This window comes from Leucobacter sp. OH1287 (assembly GCF_003859945.1).
Taxonomy (GTDB): Bacteria; Actinomycetota; Actinomycetes; order Actinomycetales; family Microbacteriaceae; genus Canibacter.
In genome coordinates this window covers 80,544-96,933 of the sequence record NZ_RQYM01000006.1, presented here as the reverse complement: position 1 = coordinate 96,933, position 16,390 = coordinate 80,544, and the positions used below count along the sequence as shown (strand labels likewise).

Below are 16,390 nucleotides of genomic sequence, written 5' to 3'. Positions count from 1 at the left end.
GTTAACGGTTAACGCAGACGCTAAACCTAAACACTTAAGAAAAGAGATTAAAAACATGGCAGGCAAAGCAGGCGGCGCAGGCCGCAAGGGCCGTGGCAAGGCTGTAAAGCCACTCGCACCGGCTAAAAAGCAGACCGTTGGTGTTATCGACTATAAAGATGTTGCGACACTGCGGAAGTTCATTTCAGAGCGCGGCAAGATCCGCTCACGCCGTATCACCGGTGTTTCAGTGCACGAACAGCGTCTAATCGCGAAGGCAGTTAAGAACGCCCGCGAGATGGCTCTGCTCCCTTACTCAGGCTCAGGCCGCTAAGGAGACATCATCATGGCTAAAATCATTCTGACTCACGAGGTGCAGGGTCTCGGCTCAGCAGGCGACGTTGTTGAGGTAAAAAACGGTTACGCACGTAACTACCTTGTGCCACAGGGGTACGCGGTAGCTTGGACTCGCGGTGGCGAGGCTCAGGTTGAGCAGATCCGTAAGGCACGCGAGGCTCGCGCAATCGCCTCTGTTGAGGACGCTAAAGCACTCAAAGCGAAACTGGAAGAGAACAAGATCCGCCTGCAGGTGAAAACCGGCACCGGCGGACGCCTGTTCGGTTCAGTTCGCCCAGCAAACGTGGCTGACGCTGTTGCAGAGGCTGGAATCGGCGAGATTGACAAGCGCAAAATCACCGTTCCAACCATTAAAAGCACCGGTGACTACCCGGTTATCGTGCACCTGCACGAGGGCGTTGATGCTGAGGTAACCCTGCAGGTTATCTCCGCGCGCTAAACAAAACCAACAAAACTCCCGAGCTAAGCTGTTTGGCTCGGGAGTTTTTTGTTTCCCGGGTGGATCCGGCCCCGCTGCCGTTGGTGGCGCGCCGCCCGCGCGGTCGCGCCCTGCTCACACACCCCGGTGCCGTGCTGCCCAGATTCTCTAGTACTCGGGTATGAATTAGCGCGTTTACGGCTGCACACCCCAGCTTAATCTCGTAGATTAGTAGCTATGACAGTTGTAGAGGCTACTAATCTCAGCCGGCACTATGGCAAGGTGCCCGCGGTGCGGAACGCCAGCCTGAGCGTCGCCGCCGGTAGCGTGACCGGGCTAATCGGGCCGAACGGTTCCGGTAAAACAACGCTGCTGTTGATGCTCGCAACCCTGATCGCACCCGACAGCGGCCAGGTTAAAATCAACGGCATAGATGTTGCTGCGGATCCGTTCAAGGCGCGCCAGCATATTGGCTGGATGCCTGATGTGCTCGGCACCTGGGCGAGCCTCACCGTGCGCGAAACCCTCGTCTACTCCGCGCTGCTGCACGACTTTAGCCGCGTCAACGCGGAGGCGCGAGCAACCGAGCTGATCGCGATGCTCGACCTGCAGGCGCTTGAAAAACGACCGGCCAGGGTGCTTTCTCGTGGCCAGAAGCAGCGGCTCGGCCTGGCTCGTGCGCTCGTGCACGACCCGCAGCTGCTGCTGCTTGACGAACCCGCTGCCGGCCTCGATCCGGCGGCGCGAATCCACCTGCGCGACCTGCTGCGGGGCTTTGCAAAGCAGGGCAAGGCGATCCTGGTTTCTAGTCACATTCTCGCGGAGCTTGACGAGCTGGTTGACAACGCCGTGTTTATGTTTGAGGGTGAAACCCTGGTGGATCCGACCGCGCTGCTCGGCAGCCCTGGCTCGGCGCCGCAGCTGCGCGAGAACGCCAGCATAACAAGTCTCGTGGGCACCGCACCAGCTGCGGGGGCTGTCGCCGATGTGGGCGCTGGCGCTGGTTTTGCCGGCGCTGGTGTATCCGGTGGTCCCGGCGACAGCCCAGCCCCGGGCGCCTCAGCAGTTCAGGCGCCCGCCCCTGGCAGCGGCGCCAGCGCAGCCGTAGCAGCGCCTGATGGCGGCGGGGGAGCTGAGCGGGCGGTGATTTATGCGGATCCGCTCACCCAAAACCCGGCAGAGAAGGCGATCAGCTGGCGGATTATGACGCTGCAGCCGCACTCCCTGGAGGAGGTAGCAAACGCCGTTAAGCCCTACCGGGTGCGCGCTGAGCGAGGCGGTTTCTTGGTGGACTGCCCCGACGAACTAAGCGCCGCAGCGGTTTTGGAGCAGCTGCTGGCGGCGGGGATCCGCACAATCGAGTTCACGCCCACGTCATCAAGGCTGGAACGGGCATTTTTGCAGCTTGGTAACGGAGGTGTGCGATGAGACGGGCGTATGTTATCGCGTCAATCGAACTGCGTCAGCGGATGCGGTCGGTGGCGTGGATCGTTCTCATGGCGATCGTTTTCCTGATGATGCTCATCACCGGCGTGATCGCGTGGTTCGGGTTTGGTCTGATCTCCGCCGAGGCGAGGGCAGCGGATCCGGAGGCAGGAGAGGGTGGTTTCTTCTACAGCTTCGTGCTCTATGAGGCGCTGTTCCTGGCGCTCTGTGTTGCGCCCGCTTTCAGCGGCAACGCCATCAACGGTGACCGCGAAAACGCGACGCTCGCGTCCGTGCAGTTGACGGCCGCCTCAACCTCCGAGATTATCTTCGGCAAGATCCTCGCCGCGGCAATCACGGGCATCTGCTTTATCGCGATGATGCTGCCGATCCTACTGACGGTCGCAATCGCCACCGGGTTGAATCCGTTTGTTGTGATTATCTCGCTGCTGCTGCTGGTTATCGAGGTTGTGATCGTCTCCGCTATCGGCGTCGCAATCTCCGGTCTGATCGCGAAATCACTCATCTCGGTTGTTGCAACCTACCTGATCGTGGCGCTTTTGTGCATCGGCTCGGTCATCTTCTTCGGCCTGACAACCCTCAGCGACCGCGTCGAGGTAACCTACAAGTGGCGGGACCTTGACCTGACCAAGGTTGAGTTCAACGACAGCGGTCAGCTCACGAACCGGGACGGTGAGCTGCTCACAATCGACACCGCAGAGGAAGAGGCAGAATACTGCACACCGTGGGACGTAAGCACCTACGAGAACTACCGCACCGACAGGAGCTGGGTCTTCTTAACCATGAACCCGTTCTCGATCCTCGCAGACGGTGTGCCAGCGGAGTTCGACAAGTTTGGCAACCCCGAGTCACTGTTTGCGCTCACCGCGAGCGGTCAGCGCTTCCTGCAGCAGGAACCTGAAACGCTAAGTATTGAGGACAGCTGCCGCGTCGACGATCTCGATTCTGAACCGAGCGAGACCGCGCTCGAGACCTACCAAAAGGGCATCCCAAGCTGGTGGATCGGGTTAGGCGGCCAGACAGTCTTCGCTGCGGGCCTGGTCTGGTTGGCGTACCGGCGGACGAGAACCCCGGCGGTGAAGCTGCCTCCGGGCACTCGCGTGGCGTGATCCACCCGCCCTGTAAGCGGGTTTTCGAGAGCTAGTCGCGGCAGATTAGGTGTGCCTATTCTGCACAGACGCGAAACAAGCGGTAGACTTGGCACGGTATGACAAAATTGGCTAAGAATCACTCAGCGGTTAGCGTGCCTGCGCAACTGCGCCGCAGTGTGCCTATTTTCTTGGTCGGAGTGTCTCACCTGTTAATCGGTCTCGCCGTCTGTTTCAGTGCTGTCTATCACGAGAGTGTGAGCTTTGACAGGTTGCTGTTTGTTGTCGGCTGCGCCGCGCTGACCATCAGTCAGCTAACCGTTTTTGTGCCAAAACTGCGCGGCACGGTGCCGCGGGCGTTTAACCCCGCCCATCCGCTGGCGCTGGTTGCTGCGCTCCTAATCGCACCCTCCGCTGCCTCGCTCGCGTTGATTATCGCGGGCTGGGCTCTGTGCAACGCTGTGTTCCTGTTGCTCACAAAATCAATGCCGCAGCGCCGTGATGCGCGGCTGCTTGCCGGGTTTAGCGGGCTGCTGGCGGTCGCCTCGCTATTCGCCGTTAACGATCCGGTGATGGTGACGGGTCTCTACGGCACCCACGCTGTGCTAGCGGGTGTTTTTGGGTTGATTCCAGTCTTTGATAGCAAAGTCCAAACTCAGGAGACCGCCGGTTAAGATGAGCAGCGATTCAAGCAATTCAGAGCAGTCTAAATTAGAGCAGGCCTACGCGCACAACCCAAGCAAGCGCGACAAGCTGCGGCCGCTTGAAATGCTCTTACTGTCAGCTGTTTTAGCGGGCTTCGCGTTCGCCGTCGTCGGCTATGTCACCGACGACTGGCTCTACCGCGCCGCAATCGCTGGCGGTGTCGCCTTTATTATCGCGCTGTTGGTGATCGCGCTGCTCGGACTCAGCTTCAAACCAAACCCCGAAGACATCGCCGCCCGTAAGGAGCTCGACGAGCTGCACCGCCGCGATAACGACGGCGCCCACAGCTAGCAAGCGCCCACAGCTAGCAAGCGCCCGCCTGTTTGCTTAGGCGGTGAGATTGCGGATCCGCTAGAAACCGAGTAGAGTCTGTAACAATTTTAGGCAGTGCCTTATCAGGTAGCGTCAAAGGAGATTGTTATGGCGGTCAACGGGCAGCATCCGCAGGCATCCGCGTCGATTAAGCTGACGGACATTAGCATCACCTACAAGCAGAATGATCGAGAGCAGCAGATCGTTAGCGATCTTGACCTCGCGATTGGCGGTGGTGAGATTGTGGTGCTCTCGGGACGCAGCGGATCGGGTAAGTCCTCGCTGCTCAACATCTGTTACGGCTTTCAGAAACCATCCGCGGGTCAGGTGTTTTGGTACGACGAAAACATCGCGGAGCTGTCTGAAAAGCGCAGGCAAACACTGCGTCGAGAAAAGTTTGGCGTTTGCTCGCAGGAGGTGCAGGTGCTAGACAGTCTAACCGCGCTGCAGAACGTTATGCTGGGCGGCGCTAGCGAGGAGCACGCTAAGCAGTATCTGGCCGCGCTTGGGCTGGGGGATTACCTGCGTAAGCCGGTGAAGCTAATGTCGGGAGGTGAACGGCAGCGGGTGCAGGTGGCTCGCGCGATGGCTAAACACCCGGACGTTTTGATCCTCGACGAGCCCACTTCGGCGCTGGATATTGTCGCGGCCAAAGCCGTTTCAAAGCTCTTACAAGAGGCGAAAGAGCGGGGTGTCGCCATTGTTTTGGGCACACACGATGACGTGTTGCTGCAGATAGCTGACAGAGTGGTGAAATTGTGAGCACAAGTAGTGTTAAACCGGGGCAGCTGAGATCCCTCACGATCGCTCTCCTGGTTGTTGCGCTGCTGCTGCGGCCGAGCCGCCTTAGGACTCAAAACCTGCTGCGGGCTCTCGGCTACACCTGGGTGCAGCGGATCGGGTGGGCGATCCGAGAGAGCTCGCTCGGGCTCATATTGCTCGGCGCCGGTATTGTTGTGAATCTGCTGCTCAGCACAGCGGAGAATCTGCCGCAGACGCTGCTGCTCGCGGCGGTGATTGTGCTCGCGGTGCTGGTTTCGGTGCCGATTGCGTGCAATGAACAGCAGCGGCTCCCCAGCAAGTTCGGTCTGCGCCGTACAATCTTCGGTATCTCAGTGCTTGAGAGTGTGCTCGCCGCGGTGTGCGCGGTGATTATTTTCGGTCTCCACGCAGATCGCCCTCTGGTTCTGGCAGACCGGATCCCGTCTCAGCCTGTCACGCCTCGTGCTGGAGTCACTGCTCCCGCTCGCCGCGATGATCCTGGTTGTGCTGGCGTTCCTCGTCTACCTGCAATTCGTCGCAGCCGGCTACTACCAGCAGCTGCTGCAGGCGAGGGTGATCTTCGCATACGAGATGCTTGCCCAGTCACAGCAGCGAATTATGGCGCGCCAGATACTCCTGCTGCTCGCGAAACTGCTGTTTGTGATCGCGCTGCTGGCGATTGTCGGGCTGTTTGCTCTGCAGTGGATCGATCCGGAACCGGTCGCCTGGTTAGCCGCGGGTGGCTGGCTCGCCGCCTGGGTTGCTGTGCGCCTCTTCGTCGTCATGCAGATGCGCCCAGCCCGGCTGCTGAACAGCTAGATCAGCTCAACAAGCGCCTCGGCAACCCCTGTGTAGGTTGCCGGGGTGAGCTTCAGCAGTCGCTGTTTTGCGTCGTCACCGATGTTTAGGCCGCTAACGAACTCTTGCAGTTCCTGCTGGCCGATCCGCCGCCCGCGAGTGAGCTCCTTAAGGGCTGCGTATGGATCCGAAATATCGCTGCGACCGGCAGTTACTTCCGCGCGGATAACGGTCTGGATGGCCTCTGCGAGCACTTCCCAGTTGCTGTCGAGGTCGGCTGCGAGCACCTCCTTAGCGGCATCAATCTGGCCGAGGCCGCGCAGCAGGTTGTCGAGCGCGAGCGCTGAGTGGCCGAATCCGACACCGATGTTGCGCTGCGCTGACGAGTCGGTGAGGTCGCGCTGCCAGCGGCTGGTGACGAGGGTTTCGGCGAGCGATCCGAGCACCGCGTTTGACAGCTCCAGGTTTGCCTCCGCGTTCTCGAAGCGGATCGGGTTAACCTTGTGCGGCATAGTTGATGAGCCGGTGGCGCCGGCAACCGGGATCTGCCTAAAGTAACCGATTGAGATGTAGCTCCAGATGTCGGTTGCGAGGTTGTGCAGGATCCGGTTGGTGTGAATAACCCGGCTAAACAGCTCAGCCTGCCAGTCGTGCGACTCGATCTGGGTTGTCAGCGGGTTGAAGGTGAGGCCGAGACCGGTCACAAACTCGGACGCGAGCGCACGCCAGTCAGCCTCCGGGTCAGCGCTCAGGTGCGCGGCAAAAGTGCCTGTCGCGCCACTGAATTTGCCCAGGTATTCAATTCCGTCAAGCTGCTGCAGCTGGCGGCGCAGACGGTGTACGAACACCGCGAGCTCCTTGCCGAGGGTTGTTGGGGTTGCCGGCTGACCGTGGGTGCGGCTCATCATCGGCACCGCACGATACCTGTTTGCCTGCTCCGCGAGCTCACCGATAACCGCCTCAAGTTTTGGCTGCCAAACCTCGCTGACCGCCTGTTTAATCGTCAGCGCGTAGGAGAGGTTGTTGATGTCCTCGCTGGTGCAGCAGATGTGGGTGAGCTCGGCAATGCTGCTCAGCCCCTGCCTGTCGAGCTGCTCACGCACCAGGTACTCAACCGCTTTCACGTCGTGCTGGGTGACCGCCTCAATCTCGGCGAGCCGGTCGATCTCCTCCTGCCCAAAGGTCGCGGCCCAGTCGCGCAGCTGCGCAAGCTGCTCCGGGGCGAGCGGGGTGGATCCGAACATGCTGCGCTCGGTGAGGAACGCGATCCACTCAACCTCGACGTGCACTCGTGCACGGTTGAGGCCGGCCTCGCTTAAAAAGTCACCGAGATTGCCGACCGCTTTGCGGTAGCGGCCGTCGAGCGGGCTGAGCGGTTGCGGAGGAAGAGAAGGCATTTCGTTAAATCTTTCTGCTCGGGCAGTACTGTCTAAACATATTCTAATTTCTTCCGCCGGTTTTTGCTTAGCTGTTTATGCTGTTTTTTCATGCTTTAACGACTAAACTTGATCGAATGGATAATGCTAGTGTTCCCGTGCGGGTGCGACCCGACGTTTTGTCGTTCCCGGCATACCGCCAGGGACGCGCGCCAAAAAAGCAGGGTTTTAAGCTCTCCAGCAACGAAAACCCCTTCCCACCGGTTGCTCCGGTCGCTGCCGCGGTCGGGCGCTGTGACGGTTTCAACCGCTACGCCGCAGCCGATCTAACCGAGCTGCGAACACGGATCGGCGAGAAATTCGGCGTCTCTGCCGACTGGGTGCACCTCGGCGCCGGATCCGTTTCGATCCTCTACCAGCTAGTGCAGGCGTGCGCCGGGCCGGGCGAGAACTACATTCACCCGTGGCCGAGCTTCGAGGCTTACCCGCTGCTCGGGATTGCGAGCGGCGCTGAACCGATTGCGGTGCCGCTCGGTGGATCCGCGGTCCACGATCTTGCTGCGATGGCGGCCGCGATCACCCCGGAGACGCGGGCGGTGCTGCTGTGTAGCCCGAACAACCCGACAGGGCCGGTGATAACCGAGGGTCAGTTTGCGGAGTTTATGGAGCGGGTGCCGGCGGACACGCTGGTGGTGCTGGACGAGGCATACGCGGAGTTTGTTGACCGCGAGGAAGCGGTTAATGGCGCGGCGGTTCTGCAGCGCTACCCGAACCTGGTTGTTCTGCGCACCTTCGCGAAGGCGTACGGGCTCGCCGGTCTGCGCATCGGCTATGGGTTGGCTCGGCCCGAGATTTGGCAGGCGACCCGCCCGACGATGATCCCGATGTCGGTTTCGCTCGTTGCCGAGGCCGCAGCGCTCGCCGCGCTAACCCCCGAGGCGGAGGCGGAGCTCGCGGAGCAGGTTGCGGAGCTGAATCGTCGCCGCGCCCAGTTGGTTTCTGAGCTGCAACGGCTGGGGATCAGTGTGCCCGAGGCGCAGGGCAATTTTGTGTGGATTCCAGAGACTGAGCTGCCGGTGACGGCACAGCAGTTTGCTGAGAGCTGCGCGGCCGAGGGTATTCTGGTGCGCCCGTTCCCGGGGCACGGGGTGCGGATCACCGTTGCAGAGGCCGAGAGCATCCCCGCTGTCTGCGGGGTTGTTGCGGCGATTTTAGGGGGAGAGAATGACGGCGAGCAGTAGAGAAACAGACAGCGACATTTTAGACAGCAAAACAGCGGCCAGCGCACCGGCTCCCGAGGCGAGCAAGGCTGCGCTGTTTGCGGGTGATGATCCAGAACCGATCCGCTTCTTGGACGACGAGGGCAACTGGAGCCCGAGCGCCAGCGCGGCGCCGTATGAGCGATATCTCGCCGATGTTTCACGTGAAACAAAACAGCAGTGGTATCTCGATATGCTGCTGACCCGAGCCTTTGACACCGAGTGCACCAATCTGCAGCGACAGGGGCAGCTCGCGCTGTGGGTTCCAAGCCTCGGCCAGGAGGGCTGCCAGGTCGGTTTTGCGCACGCCGCTGAACCGCAGGATCACATGTTCCCGTCATACCGCGAGCACGTGATAGCGCACGCGCGCGGTGTTGACCTGGTTGAGCTCGGCAAGGTGTTCCGTGGTCTGGCCAACAGCGGCTGGGACGCGACGGATCCAAAAAACGGCAATGTGCACAACTACACGCTCGTGCTGGGTGCGCAGACGCACCACGCGGTTGGTTACGCGCTCGGCCAGATGCTTGACGCAAAGCTGGAAAACGGCGACAGCTCGCTTGAGGCTGATGCGGCGGGCACGCCAGCGGGCGAGGCAACCATGGTGTTCTACGGTGACGGCACAACCAGTCAGGGCGACGCGAACGAGTCGATGATTTTCGCCGCGAGCTACCAGGCACCGGTTGTTTTTATTGTGCAGAATAACCAGTGGGCTATCTCTGTACCGGTTGCGAGACAGTCGCGCACCCCGCTCTATCGGCGGGCGCTCGGCTTCGGACTGCCGGCGGTGCAGATTGACGGCAATGATCCGCTCGCCGCATACGCCGTTGCAAAACACAGTATGGATCAGGCGCGCTCCGGTCACGGGCCGCACTACATTGAGGCGCTCACCTACAGAATGGGCGCTCACACAACCAGCGACGACCCCACGCGTTACCGTGATAGCGCGGAGGCGGCTGAGTGGGAGCGGCGGGATCCGCTAAAAAGATTTAAGAAGTACCTGCAGGACAGTGGAGTCACCGAGCAGTTCTTCATCGAAGCTGATGCGCGCGCGGCAGAGTTTGCTCAGCGCTGTCGAGAACATATTTTGGCGCTGCCAAAGCCGCACCCCGACTCGATGTTTGCGCACGTCTACGCCGAGTCGCACCCGCGGGTCGCGGAGCAGCGGCAGTGGCTTGCTCGCTACGAGTCATCATTCACGGAGGAGGCAGCGTGAACGGCGAGGTAAACAACACTGCGGTGTCAGACATCCAGAGCAATATCGTGCAGCTGCCGCTCGGCAAGGCAATCAACCAGGCGCTGCGCGACGCGATGGCAGCGGATCCAAAGGTGCTGATGCTAGGCGAAGACATCGGCAAACTCGGTGGAGTTTTCCGTGTCACAGACGCACTGCAGGACGAGTTTGGAACCGCTCGTGTGCTCGACACCCCGCTCGCAGAGTCAGCGATTGTCGGATCCGCCATCGGCCTTGCGATGCGCGGATACAAGCCCGTTGTTGAGATCCAGTTCGACGGGTTTGTGTATCCGGCGTTCAACCAGATCGTCAGCCAGCTGGCGAAGCTGCGGGCCCGGCTTTACGGTCGGGTGACCGTGCCGGTTGTGATTCGCATCCCCTACGGCGGCCATATTGGCGCGGTTGAACACCACCAGGAAAGCCCAGAGGCGTATTTTGCGCACACCGCGGGCCTCAGGGTTGTAGCGCCGTCAAACTCGAACGACGCCTACTGGATGATGCGCCAGGCGATCGAGTCTGCCGACCCGATCGTGTTTATGGAGCCCAAGTCGAAATACTGGCAAAAGGGTGACGTGGATCTTACTGCCCCCGCCGCAGATCTGCACAGCGCCAGAATTGCTCGCCAGGGTACTGACGCAACCGTTGCAGCCTGGGGTGCGATGGTGACAACCGCGCTGCAGGCGGCGCAGATCGCAGAAACCGAGGGAACCAGCCTGGAGGTTATCGACCTGCGCTCACTGTCACCGATCAACTATGAACCGCTGCTCGATTCGGTTCGCAAAACCGGCAGGCTTGTTGTCGCGCAGGAGGCGAGCGGCAACGTCAGCATCGGCAGCGAGATTACCGCGACGGTTGCTGAGCACTGCTTCTATTCGCTGCAGGCGCCGGTGTTGCGGGTGAGCGGCTATGATGTGCCGTTCCCGCCCGCGGCGCTCGAGGGAGTGTTCTTGCCGGATGCGGATAGAATACTTGAAGCCATTGACAGGACGATGCACTACTAGCCGTAATTTAGCGAGCAGGCTAACGAAGAATATGCTGCCGGAGGATTAGAAAATGACAGAAATGGTTTTTGCGCTGCCCGACGTTGGGGAGGGTTTAACCGAGGCCGAGATCGTCACCTGGTTGATTAAACCGGGCGATGAGGTGCAGCTGAACCAGCCGATCTGCGACATTGAAACCGCGAAATCGGTTGTTGAGCTGCCGTCCCCGTTCACGGGCAGGGTTGTTGAACTGCTCGCGCAGGTGGGGCAGACGGTGCCCGTGGGGGATCCGATTCTCCGCGTTGTGGCAGCAGACGCCGCGCCAGAGACCCCGGCACCGGCCGCCGCGCCCCAGGCCGCCGAGACTGCTGCGCCCGCCGCCGAGGTGCCCGCCGCCGAGGTGCTCGCCGCCGGGTCTGCCGGGCTCGCTGAACAGGCCGAGAGCCAAGCTGCCGCAGCGCCCGCGGTGGGTGGATCCGCCCCCGCCGCCAACCCCGCAACCGCCGCTAACCCCGCAACCGACAGCAACCAACCCGTCGCCGAGAGCGCGGGCAGCGATAGCGCTGTGCTGGTCGGTTACGGTAACGCCAGCCCCGCCAAGTCGCGGCGCCGTCGCGGTGGCGAGCCGCTTTTGCACTCGGCGGTGATCCCGGTCGCAGAGGCAACCCCGATCCTCGCGAAGCCACCGATCCGCAAACTCGCGAAAGACCTAAACGTTGATCTTGAGACGGTGACCGGCACGGGCATCGGCGGCGAGATTCTGCGTGACGACGTTGTGCGGCACGCCAGCCAGGCGAGTGTTTTCCGCAACATCGAAACCCCGGAGCCAGCCAGTGAGCGCGAGGAGCGGATCCCGGTTAAGGGCGTTCGCAAGCAGATCGCGAAGGCGATGTCGAAGAGCGCGTTTACCGCGCCGCACGTTAGCGTTTTCACCGAGATTGACGCGACCCGCACCATGGAGTATGTGAAGCGGTTGAAGGCATCACCGGATTTTGCGGGCGTGAAGGTGTCGCCGCTCTTGGTGATGGCGAAGGCGATTATTTGGGCTGTGCGACGCAACCCGATGGTTAACTCAACCTTCACCGAAAAAGAGATTATTGTGCACAACTTCGTAAACCTCGGCATTGCCGCGGCAACTCCGCGTGGGCTGATTGTGCCGAACGTGAAGGACGCACAGGACCTGTCGATGCTGGAGCTTGCGAAAGCGATCGAGCAGCTCACCCTGACCGCGCGCGAGGGTCGCACCAAACCGGAAGAAATGTCTGACGGCACCATCACGATCACAAACATTGGTGTGTTCGGGATGGATACCGGCACACCGATCCTAAACCCTGGCGAGGTTGCGATTGTGGCTATGGGCACAATCAAACCGAAACCGTGGGTGGTTGACGGTGAGATTCTGCCGCGCATGGTGACCACGGTGGGTGGATCCTTCGACCACCGCGTTGTTGACGGCGATGTTATTTCCCGATTTATCGCGGATGTTGCATCGGTTATTGAGGAGCCGGCGCTGCTGCTCGACTAGTGGTCTTTTGTGGCAGCTCCCCGCGGCGCTTGCTAAAATTAACTAAAGGAGGCAAGACTATGACCAAGGCACTGCAAACAATCTCAACCGTGATGGGGAAGATCGGCGTGAAAACCGCTTACGCGAAGCCGTATCAGTTCAGCGACACACAGCTTGTGCCGGTTGCTGCCGTTTGGAGCGGCTGGGGCGGCGGTGACGCATCGGGAACCGTAACCGCCGATCATGACGGTGAAATCGTTAGCACCTCGAAGGATCACGCGGACGCTGACGGGGTGAGCCAGGGCGGCGGCGGTGGAACCATTATTATGCCGATCGGCGCATACCTGGAGCGTGACGGGCGCACCCGTTTTGAGCCAAACACAATCGCGCTGCTGTCGGTGGCTATCCCGTTCGTTTGCGTACTCGGCCGCGCTATAGCGCGGATCGTGCGGGTGTGCAAGAAAAAGAAGTAGCTGTCGTTTTTAACAGAACACTAATCAAGGAGACATTTAGTGAGCACCAAGCGTGTGACCTGGAACGGTGACCTAACCACCGAGGCTGTTGAACTGCTAGACCAGGGCGGTAAAATCATCGTTAGCCCAACCAAGGTTGGCTACATTATTATGACAACCGATCTTGCCGGTCTGGAGCGCAAATTCGAGGTGAAAAACCGGAAGCGCAACAAGCCTGGCGTGGTGCTGTGCGGGTCAATGGAGCAGCTAAAAGAGCTCGCCGAAATGACTCCAGAGATTGAGAAATTCTACCAGCTGCACTGGGATCAGGACGTGCTGATGGGCTGCATTCTGCCGTGGAAAGAGGAGGCGAAAGCCAAGTACATTCCGGAGGGCGCTGAGGAGCTGATGACCGACGTGCGCGGCACCAGCTGTTTCGTGATCCGCTTTGGAACCCCCGGTGAGCAGATCGTTGCTGAGCGCTGGGCAAAGAGCGGCGCTCTCTCGTTTGCGTCATCAGCCAACCCGTCAGGTAAGGGCAACCGCGGTGTTGTTGAGGGTATCGGCGAGCAGATCGAGAACGGCGTAGACCTGATTATTGAGGGCAACGACTATGTTGCCTCTATTCAGCCAGACGCAACCCCGGAAACCCGCTACGAGCAGGGTGTTATGGTGTCGTTTGTTGACGAGGACGGCAAACTTGTGCCTGAGCAGCACGGTGAGCGCGATGTCACACCGGCACCGATTCTGATCCGCAAGGGTGTTTATCTGCCGCAGATTCTGGAGAACCTGTCGGAGTGCTTCAACAGCTGGGACTTCCGTCACGGACACTACTACTAAACCGCCAGCCAAGCTGGTAAACCGCGAAATATCGCCGCCGGTTCAACAGCAAGAGGGTCAGGTTTTTACTTGACCCTCTTGTTGTCTCATTATAGATTTGCGCTAAAGGCACTGAAAAAATCAGTGAAAACACAAATAGGTTATTCTTAATGCGATCGAATCTTGAACAGGTTCTGCGAATTTCTGAGGTGCGCCGCTCATTTAACGGCGCTGAGGTCCTAAAGGGCGTAAGTTTAACGGTTGCGCCGGGCGAGATTAAAGCGTTGCTCGGGCCAAACGGTGCCGGTAAAACCACGCTCTCAAAGATTGCTGGCGCGATGCTGCTGCCCGACAGTGGCAGTGTCACCGTCGCGGGCATTGACGTTGTGAAATCACCAAAGCGGGCGCGTGCGCTGCTCGGGCTTGTGACCGGCGGCGACTACGGTTTCTACAACCGCGCAACCGCGCTCGACAACCTGCTGTTCTTCGCTGACCTGCAGGGAGTGCCGTCACGGGAGCGGCGGTCGCGCGCCTGGGAGGTGCTTAAGCTTGTGCAGCTAACAGACAGCGCCGACAAGAAAGTCAACGAGTATTCGCGCGGCATGAAACAGCGACTGCACCTGGCGCGTGGACTGCTGCACCGGCCGCCGCTTTTAATCCTCGACGAGGTGACCGCGGGACTCGACCCCGATATTGCTCGTGACGTGCGTGAACTGATCCGCGAAATCGCCAATCAGGGAACCGCGGTGCTGTTAACAACGCATCTGCTCGGTGAGGTGCAGCAGCTGTGCGACAGCGTGGATCTGCTCACCGGCGGCAAAATCAGTTTCAGCGGCCGAGTCTCCGAGCTGTTCCAGGCAGCAAATCTCACCGCCGTCACCGAGCTTGAGATCGGCGCAGACCACTGGAGCGACAGCGCTCAGCAGCGACTCGAGGAGCTCGGGCTCTACGATATTCGCTGTGTCGGCAACGCAACCGGCTATAAAATCAGCGGTTTTTGGCGGGCGGATCCAAACGAGGCCGCCGTTGGTGCGTGCCTGCCCGAAGCCCAGTACACGGTGACCAGGCCACCGGCGATCGAGGAGGCGTATTTGGCGCTGGTTGCCGAACTCAGCGAAACCGGCGCGGGCGAGAGCGCCCCTGCGGGGAATGCTGCGGGGGAGAACACCCCGGTTACGGGGGAGAGCGCCCCGGCGGAGGCGGGTGCGGCTGATGCGTGACCTCAGGCTGCTCGGATTCCAGGTCGTCCAATTTGCGAAGGTGCCGTATTTTGTGCAGACGCTGATCACGGTGACGCTCACCGCGGTGCTCCTGCAGTGGCTGCTGAGCAACGCCTTCGGCACGGTCAGCGGCGCCGACCAGCTGGTGTGGATGCGGGCCGGCATTGTCGGATCCTGGTCCCTCACCTGCACCGCCGCCGGCATCCTCGGATTCCAGCGCTACCAGGGTGTGCTCGCGAGCCTCGTATTCTCGCCGGTTGGCGCGATCCGCTCGCTGTTTCCGGTGATTATCTCGTGTGTTGTGTTTGGGATGCTCGCTTTCCCGCTCGCGCTTGGGTTCGCGGCGGTGCTCGGGTTCCCGGTCGGGTTCGGCAACGGTTGGTTGGCGGCCGTGGCGCTCACTATGTTCTTTTGCGGATCCGCCCTCCTCGCCCTCTGTATCGCGCTGTTCTTCATGCTCACCCCCAACGCGCTCACCTATGAGGCGCTGGTGACGATGCCGGTTGTTTTGCTCGCGGGTATTTTCGGTTACCCGGAGGTTACGAAACCGGTGCTTGAACCGATCGGCACGCTGATCCCAATCGGCACCCCGATCAGGCTTTTAGAGGCCGCGGTTTTGCAGCGTGAACTCGCGACGGCGGAGGTGCTGCCGATCCTTATCGCCTGGGGCGTTGGCGTTATTGTTTGCGGCCTTGCGCTGACCCTGTTGACCAGGGTTGTGCTGCGCCGCGTCAGCCGTGTCGGTAGTTTGGAGGTGCAGTAGGGTGTCAAACAACATCACACTAGATTCCGCAAAAACACGCGGCACCGGTAGTTTTGCGACGCTGTTTCGGGTTGCGCTAAAAAACAGCACCTCGCTGAGCAGCGCTCCGGCGGCGCTGACAACGCTCGTGTTTATTCCGCTGATCGAGATTCTGCTGCTCGTTTTCGCCAGCATCGGCGTCACCGGTGAGGCGGACGCGCGCGTTGTCTACAGCAGCGTTATCGTCGCGTTCGGCACGAGCGTGCTGCTCGACGTGGTTGAGGAGATAACCCGCGATCGCAGCCTGGAGGTGCTGCAGCCGGTGCTGCTCTCCGGCAGCTTCCAGGTGCGTTACTGGCTGAGCAAGGTGTTTGTGCCCCTCGTCAGCTCCTTCGTGGTTGCGACCGTCAGCACTGTCGGTGTGACGCTGCTGTGGGGCGGATCCACCCTCGAACTGTTCTGGGGTGCTCTCGCGCTGCTTCCCGCTGTGTGCGTTTCGGGCGCTGTGGTTGGTGTGCGCGCGGCGCTGCTAACGCTCGGCGGCAACAACCCGTATTTGATCTCGAACTTCCTGGCGGCTGCCCTGAGCCTCGCAACCGGCGTGATCCTGCCGATCTCACAGTACCCGATTGTGTTTGAGGTGCTCGGGCGGGTGCTGCCGTTCACCTGGCTGATAGAGGGTTATCGCGCGGGTGGATCCGCGGGCAACGAGGCGCTGATCGGCTTTGCCGGTGAGCTGGTTGTGCTCGCTGCCTGGGTGCTGGTTACGGCGCTGCTGTCACGCTGGGTGATTCGGCGCTGGCGTTCCGGCAAGGTGCACGGCCTGCTCTGGTAGGGTGTGTCGGCCTCGCGCGATGTCGGGCGTGGACGGGTGGTTTTTCCCGCTAAAAAAGCGGCGTGTCTAAAAGAACTTGAAGTATAGGCTTTGACCGTTTACTCTTT

19 protein-coding genes are annotated in these 16,390 nt (G+C 60.6%); 17 read left to right on the top strand and 2 right to left on the bottom strand.

Features of this window, described 5'->3' with window-relative positions; all coding sequences use genetic code 11:
• Positions 1-55: 55 nt before the first annotated feature.
• From rpsR to EII30_RS04735, 7 genes are all read left to right on the top strand, one after another.
• Entirely contained in the window at positions 56-313 is a 258-nt protein-coding gene (rpsR, locus tag EII30_RS04765; protein ID WP_124886182.1) for a 30S ribosomal protein S18, read from the top strand.
• Between the two features lie 12 nt (positions 314-325).
• Positions 326-775, top strand: coding sequence for a 50S ribosomal protein L9 (rplI, locus tag EII30_RS04760; protein ID WP_124886181.1), 450 nt, complete (start codon positions 326-328; stop codon positions 773-775).
• 216 nt (positions 776-991) lie between these two features.
• Positions 992-2,182 (top strand): ABC transporter ATP-binding protein, encoded by a 1,191-nt coding sequence (locus EII30_RS08980; protein ID WP_199731571.1) that lies wholly within the window; start codon positions 992-994, stop codon positions 2,180-2,182.
• Entirely contained in the window at positions 2,179-3,309 is a 1,131-nt protein-coding gene (locus EII30_RS04750; RefSeq protein WP_124886180.1) for an ABC transporter permease, read from the top strand. The genes EII30_RS08980 and EII30_RS04750 overlap by 4 nt, the downstream gene beginning before the upstream one ends.
• 98 nt (positions 3,310-3,407) lie before the next feature.
• A complete protein-coding gene (locus EII30_RS04745) occupies positions 3,408-3,962 on the top strand; it encodes a hypothetical protein (RefSeq protein ID WP_124886179.1) in 555 nt (184 codons plus the stop codon).
• Position 3,963: 1 nt separating this feature from the next.
• Complete coding sequence (locus EII30_RS04740; RefSeq protein WP_124886178.1) at positions 3,964-4,284, top strand: ABC transporter ATP-binding protein; 321 nt, start codon at positions 3,964-3,966, stop codon at positions 4,282-4,284.
• Positions 4,285-4,413: 129 nt separating this feature from the next.
• Positions 4,414-5,067: an ATP-binding cassette domain-containing protein gene (locus tag EII30_RS04735; RefSeq protein WP_124886177.1), complete on the top strand. Its 654-nt coding sequence runs from the start codon at positions 4,414-4,416 to the stop codon at positions 5,065-5,067.
• Positions 5,068-5,182: 115 nt separating this feature from the next.
• On the opposite strand, the gene EII30_RS04730 is transcribed toward EII30_RS04735, so the two are convergent.
• Positions 5,183-5,362: a hypothetical protein gene (locus EII30_RS04730; protein ID WP_124886176.1), complete on the bottom strand. Its 180-nt coding sequence runs from the start codon at positions 5,360-5,362 to the stop codon at positions 5,183-5,185.
• A gap of 167 nt (positions 5,363-5,529) precedes the next feature.
• Here EII30_RS04730 and EII30_RS04725 point away from each other — a divergent pair, with 167 nt between their 5' ends.
• A complete protein-coding gene (locus tag EII30_RS04725; protein ID WP_124886175.1) occupies positions 5,530-5,886 on the top strand; it encodes a hypothetical protein in 357 nt (118 codons plus the stop codon).
• Here the strand turns inward: EII30_RS04725 and purB are convergent.
• Positions 5,883-7,262, bottom strand: a complete 1,380-nt coding sequence (gene purB / locus EII30_RS04720; RefSeq protein ID WP_124886174.1) for an adenylosuccinate lyase — start codon at positions 7,260-7,262, stop codon at positions 5,883-5,885. The genes EII30_RS04725 and purB overlap by 4 nt on opposite strands.
• A gap of 116 nt (positions 7,263-7,378) precedes the next feature.
• On the opposite strand from purB, the gene EII30_RS04715 reads away from it, so the two are divergent.
• The 9 genes from EII30_RS04715 (at position 7,379) to EII30_RS04675 (ending at position 16,283) form a co-directional block, all read left to right on the top strand.
• Positions 7,379-8,482: a histidinol-phosphate transaminase gene (locus EII30_RS04715; RefSeq protein WP_124886173.1), complete on the top strand. Its 1,104-nt coding sequence runs from the start codon at positions 7,379-7,381 to the stop codon at positions 8,480-8,482.
• Positions 8,466-9,713 carry a thiamine pyrophosphate-dependent enzyme gene (locus EII30_RS04710; RefSeq protein WP_124886172.1) on the top strand — a complete coding sequence of 416 codons (1,248 nt, stop codon included), beginning with the start codon at positions 8,466-8,468 and terminating at the stop codon, positions 9,711-9,713. Before EII30_RS04715 ends, EII30_RS04710 begins: the two co-directional genes overlap by 17 nt.
• Positions 9,710-10,732, top strand: coding sequence for an alpha-ketoacid dehydrogenase subunit beta (locus tag EII30_RS04705; protein WP_255409815.1), 1,023 nt, complete (start codon positions 9,710-9,712; stop codon positions 10,730-10,732). The genes EII30_RS04710 and EII30_RS04705 overlap by 4 nt, the downstream gene beginning before the upstream one ends.
• 52 nt (positions 10,733-10,784) lie before the next feature.
• A complete protein-coding gene (locus EII30_RS04700) occupies positions 10,785-12,236 on the top strand; it encodes a dihydrolipoamide acetyltransferase family protein (protein WP_124886171.1) in 1,452 nt (483 codons plus the stop codon).
• Between the two features lie 59 nt (positions 12,237-12,295).
• Complete coding sequence (locus tag EII30_RS04695; protein ID WP_233569283.1) at positions 12,296-12,688, top strand: hypothetical protein; 393 nt, start codon at positions 12,296-12,298, stop codon at positions 12,686-12,688.
• Positions 12,689-12,727: 39 nt separating this feature from the next.
• Positions 12,728-13,507 carry an L-threonylcarbamoyladenylate synthase gene (locus EII30_RS04690; protein WP_124886170.1) on the top strand — a complete coding sequence of 260 codons (780 nt, stop codon included), beginning with the start codon at positions 12,728-12,730 and terminating at the stop codon, positions 13,505-13,507.
• 149 nt (positions 13,508-13,656) lie between these two features.
• A complete protein-coding gene (locus EII30_RS04685; RefSeq protein ID WP_124886169.1) occupies positions 13,657-14,706 on the top strand; it encodes an ABC transporter ATP-binding protein in 1,050 nt (349 codons plus the stop codon).
• Complete coding sequence (locus tag EII30_RS04680) at positions 14,699-15,469, top strand: ABC transporter permease (protein WP_124886168.1); 771 nt, start codon at positions 14,699-14,701, stop codon at positions 15,467-15,469. Before EII30_RS04685 ends, EII30_RS04680 begins: the two co-directional genes overlap by 8 nt.
• 1 nt (position 15,470) lies before the next feature.
• Positions 15,471-16,283: an ABC transporter permease gene (locus tag EII30_RS04675; protein WP_124886167.1), complete on the top strand. Its 813-nt coding sequence runs from the start codon at positions 15,471-15,473 to the stop codon at positions 16,281-16,283.
• Positions 16,284-16,390: the final 107 nt, after the last annotated feature.